Source organism: Mucilaginibacter sp. P4_G9, assembly GCF_056400985.1.
This window is the reverse complement of the sequence record NZ_JBFUKF010000359.1, coordinates 1-5,052: the sequence shown is the minus strand read 5'-3', so window position 1 is coordinate 5,052 and position 5,052 is coordinate 1. Positions and strand designations below refer to the sequence as shown.

The 5,052-nt window shown below is 42.5% G+C and carries 4 protein-coding genes; all 4 read right to left on the bottom strand.

Annotated features, from left to right (window positions below; genetic code table 11):
* Positions 1 to 233: 233 nt before the first annotated feature.
* Complete coding sequence (mnmG, locus tag AC1DPZ_RS21625; RefSeq protein WP_477407333.1) at positions 234 to 2,096, bottom strand: tRNA uridine-5-carboxymethylaminomethyl(34) synthesis enzyme MnmG; 1,863 nt, start codon at positions 2,094 to 2,096, stop codon at positions 234 to 236.
* Positions 2,097 to 2,335: 239 nt separating this feature from the next.
* The gene (locus AC1DPZ_RS21620; RefSeq protein WP_477407331.1) at positions 2,336 to 2,569 is read right to left on the bottom strand and encodes a CBU_0592 family membrane protein; all 234 of its coding nucleotides are present in this window, start codon (positions 2,567 to 2,569) and stop codon (positions 2,336 to 2,338) included.
* Positions 2,570 to 2,576: 7 nt separating this feature from the next.
* Positions 2,577 to 4,445: an ABC-F family ATP-binding cassette domain-containing protein gene (locus AC1DPZ_RS21615; RefSeq protein ID WP_477407329.1), complete on the bottom strand. Its 1,869-nt coding sequence runs from the start codon at positions 4,443 to 4,445 to the stop codon at positions 2,577 to 2,579.
* The coding region (locus tag AC1DPZ_RS21610; protein ID WP_477407327.1) for an NAD(P)H-binding protein at positions 4,442 to 5,052 on the bottom strand (611 nt) is incomplete at its 5' end. The genes AC1DPZ_RS21610 and AC1DPZ_RS21615, both read right to left, overlap by 4 nt.

The window sequence follows — 5,052 nt, the reverse complement described above, 5'->3', positions numbered from 1 at the left end:
GGGTTACGTCGCGGGGGCCTCCCTGAGGCTGTTGTTGCGCAGCGCAGCCAGAAATCAACAAAACAACAAAAATATAGAGGAGAAAATTGTAAAAATTGGCCGGTTTTTGATTTAACATAGTTTTTAGGCGATATAAGCGATTTTTATATTTTTATGAACTCCACTATTAAAAATCCGAAATAATTGATTTAAAAAGATATTTTATAATTATTTAATTATCAATGCTTTACGTTTTATCTTGACACATGAACCATCAAAACCGAAATATCTGAGGGTGATACACCCGAAATTCGCGAAGCCTGGCCCAAAGTGCGTGGTTTTATCTTCATCAGTTTTTCGCGGGCTTCTTTTGATAATGAAACTAAAGTATGATAATCAAAATTTGGATTGATTTCCCGGTCTTCCATTTTTTTCATTCGGTCTACAATCTCCATTTCTTTTATAAAGTAACTCTCATATTTAATTTTTATTTCAGCCTGTTCAATTGTTTCTTTGTCATAGGCCGATAATAATTCTTCCAGTCCGCTATCCGCTTTTTTCAGGTCATTAAAACCAACCTGCGGGCGGCTCAGTAAATTAAAAAGTTTGGCACCTTGCGATATGGCAGAGGTACCCAATTCATCAAGTAAGGTATTTACTGTTGATGGATCGATAGACTTCGTCCTGGTATAGGATACAATATCGTCGGAGTTTTTGATCTTTTGGTTTACCTTATCTAAGCGCTCATCACTGATCAATCCTAATTCATGACCCATTGGCGACAGCCGGATATCGGCATTATCCTGGCGCAATAGGAGGCGATGCTCGGCCCTTGAGGTGAACATACGGTAAGGCTCTTCGGTGCCTTTGGTTACCAGGTCGTCAATTAAAACACCGATGTATGATTCCGATCTTTTCAGGATCAGCTCATGTTTATCWTTAATTTTTTGGTGCGCGTTGATACCTGCAATGAAGCCCTGGGATGCCGCTTCTTCATATCCGGTAGTACCATTAATCTGCCCGGCAAAGTATAGGTTACTGATCAGTTTTGTTTCTAACGTTAAACCCAGTTGAGTAGGCGGGAAGTAATCATACTCGATGGCATAGCCCGGACGAAACATTTTAGCCTTCTCAAATCCCGGAATCTGGATAAGGGCTTTGTATTGTACATCCTCGGGCAGGGAGGTGGAGAAACCATTTACATAAATCTCTACGGTGTTTAATCCTTCCGGTTCCACGAAGATCTGGTGACGGTCGCGCTCCGCAAAACGGTTGATCTTGTCTTCAATGGAAGGGCAATAACGCGGACCCAGTCCTTTAATCCGGCCGGTAAACATCGGCGATTTTTCGAAACCTTCTTTCAACGTTTCGTGCACGTTTGTATTGGTGTAGGTGATCCAGCAACAGCGTTGTTCTTTGATCATGTCTACATCTGTAAAGGAGAATCTGCCCCGGTCTTCATCGCCCCATTGCTCTTCCATCAGCGAGTAATTAAGGCTTCGTCCGTCAATACGGGGAGGTGTTCCGGTCTTCATACGGCCGGCCTCAAAACCCAAACCTGATAACTGTTCAGTTAAGCCGGTAGCTGATTTTTCACCCGCGCGGCCACCGCCAAATTTCTTTTCGCCTATGTGGATGATACCATTTAAAAAGGTGCCGTTTGTAAGCACTACCGCGTCGGCTTCTATTTCTACACCCAATGATGTGCGCACGCCGGCAATGGCATTTCCCTTAATTAAAAGGGATGAAACAGTATCCTGCCAGAAGTCGACATTGGCAGTTCTCTCCAGTGCTAAACGCCATTCTTCGGCAAAGCGCATGCGGTCGCTTTGTGCTCTCGGGCTCCACATAGCCGGACCTTTTGACTGGTTCAGCATCCTAAATTGGATGGATGTTTTATCCGTTACAATTCCCGAATATCCGCCCAATGCATCAATCTCCCGCACTATCTGTCCCTTGGCAACACCGCCCATGGCGGGGTTACAACTCATCTGTGCAATCACGCCCATGTTCATGGTAATGAGCAAAACAGATGATCCCAGGTTGGCGGCAGCAGCAGCAGCTTCACAGCCCGCATGCCCGGCACCAACCACAATAACGTTATATTTCTTAAACATTTTATACCTCCATGTTCCACGTGGAACAATCAAAAATCCTTCTCTATTTCTGTTGATATCGGCCAAAGTTTTGACCAATAACCGTACCTAATTTACTTCCATGTTCCACGTGGAACATTACTGAAGCGCGCTTAATGCCGTGTTTTATAATTGTAGATAAACCTGTAATTATTCCCTAAAAAAAGTCGATTTTTATAGATTAATCCGCATTTTATAGCTACAAAGCTATCTATTTATACTCATGTTCCACGTGGAACTTTTAATAATGACACCAGCGCTACAGTGCCCCAAACGCCCTCTAATACCACAAAAGGGTAAAAGCTCACCATATACGATGCATAGCAGCACGTACCTGCACCTATAAAATTTAGCAGTTTATAGGCCTTGCTTTCTGCTGATAGTTTATTCAATAAATTAAGCACAAATGCTATCAGTAAAATGATAACACCTACTGATGCTATGATATCCGACACCTTCAATTTATGCTTCTTTTAATTCGGTTAGTTCAATCCAGCGGGCGCTTTTATCATCAAGTTTTTTATTTAACTCAGCTATCTGCGCCATTATTTCGTTAAGTTTTGCAAGCTCAATGCCTACCTTATTTAACTGCTCTGTTTTATCTTTTATCTGGTTTTCTATAGCTGTAATTTCGGCTTCCGTTGTTTCCAGTTCCTTTGCTTCTTTAAAGCTAAGCTTGCTTTTTTTAGCAGCGGGAGCAGGGGTAGGGGCGGCCGCAACCACTCCTTTTTTGGTCYGCTGTTTTGCTTCTTCCTGCTCAAGCCTGTATGACGAGTAGTTGCCATTGTAGATGCGTACCTGGCCTTGCCCTTCCATAATAAACAGCTGGTCGGTTAACTTATCCAGTAAATACCTATCGTGAGATACCATCATCAATATACCCGAATAGTTGGTTAAAAACTCTTCTAAAACGTTCAGTGTATCAATATCCAAATCATTGGTTGGCTCATCCAGGATCAGGAAGTTAGGGTTCTTCATCAGGATACTCATCAGCTGCAAACGTTTCTTTTCGCCACCGCTCAGTTTGGATATAAAACCATATTGCTTAGCAGGCGGGAACAGGAATAAAGTTAGCAGGGCAGATGCCGAGATCATTTTGCCATCGGCCATGGTGATAAACTCAGCAACGTTTTTTACAATATCTATTACCCGCTCATCATCCTTAAAAACAATACCCGATTGATGGAAATAACCAATCACAGTAGTTTCCCCYTTTATAATAGTTCCGTTGTCGGGTTGCAAAGCGCCGGTTATTAAATTTAACAATGTTGATTTGCCTGTACCATTCTTTCCGGCTAAGCCAATGCGGTCGCCTTTTTTAAATATATAGCTGAAGTTATCTATATAGGTGTTGCCATTAAAGCCTTTATAAAGATGTTCCATCTCCATGATCTTGTTTCCCTGGCGTGCTGTTTTAACGCTTAGTTCAACTTTTTCGCGAATACCACCACTCTTGGTTTTATCTTCCAGGTCATAATAAGCGTCAATACGTGCTTTTGATTTGGTTCCGCGGGCTTGTGGCTGGCGGCGCATCCATTCCAGCTCCTTACGCAGCAGGTTGCTGTTTTTTTGAAATGCGGCATCATCCGCAGCATCACGCTCGGCTTTCTTTTCCAGGTAATAACCGTAGCTGCCATTGTAGGGTACAATCTTACCCCGGTCAATCTCCAATATCTCGTTACAAACGTTATCCAGGAAATACCTGTCGTGTGTAACCATCAATATGGTTTTTGAGCCATCGGTCAGTAATTTCTCCAGCCACTCAATGGTATCAATATCCAGGTGATTGGTAGGTTCATCTAAAATATAAATATCAGGGTCTTCAATTAATAGCTTAGCCAATGCCAAACGCTTCTTTTGTCCGCCCGATAATGTATTGATAGGCTGATTAAGGTGATGGATATCCAACCGGCCCAAAATGGTTTTGATCTTGTATTCGTATTCCCAGGCATCAACCTCGCTCATCTCCTCCATTATCTTTTCAATGGCTTTGGCATTATCAGGATCGTTTTCCAGCAACTCCTCGTATTTACGAATCATTTGCTGCTGCACATCATCAGCATGAAAAATATAATCGCTGATGGTAACGGCATCCTTAAAACCAGGATCCTGCTCCAGGTAGCCCATATTAAGATCCCTGGCCTGTACAACCTTGCCTTCGGTTGGTTTAATATAACCGGCCAACAGTTTTAATAACGTTGATTTGCCGGCGCCGTTAACACCAACCAGCGCAACCCTGCGGCCGCGGTTAATGCCTATGGTTATATTTTTAAATAACCAGTTGTCATGAAATTGATGGCCAAGGTTCTCGGCGGATAGATAAGTACTCACGATAATTGTTTTATTATGTCAGATGGGTACACAAATACACCCACCTCGTTTTTTGTTGATTGTTTGTACATGGCCATAGCCACGGTTTCGGCAGGTATGCTCCTGTATTTTTTTAAGCTGCCTATTAATAAGGGATCAATAACTTTTGCAAGTCCGCCAGCAATTTTTTCCATCAAGCGTTTCTCCTGCCTGTCACCGGTTAATAGCGAAGGCTGGTAGATATGGGTAGCCGGTACACCAACGTTTGTAACGTCGGCTTCTGTTTCACCCTTCATCCTGGTATAAAAGTTTGATGCATTGGCATCGGCACCTATAACAGATACCAAATGATATTGCTTAACGCCATTTTTTTGTGCTAATTGTGCCAGCTGTACAGGATAATCATGATCTATCTTCCGATAAATATTCAGATCCGGCGTTTTGGCCTTGGTGGAGCCTAAACAGCAGAATACGGCATGGCCGTTTAAAACATAAGCATAGCTATCCAATTGGTCAAAATCGACCACCTGCTGTCTTAATTTTTTATGCTGAAGATCAATTTTTTTCCTTACAAGGATTAAAACTTCATCATAAAAAGGTTCGCGCAGCAAAATGTGGAGCAATTTAC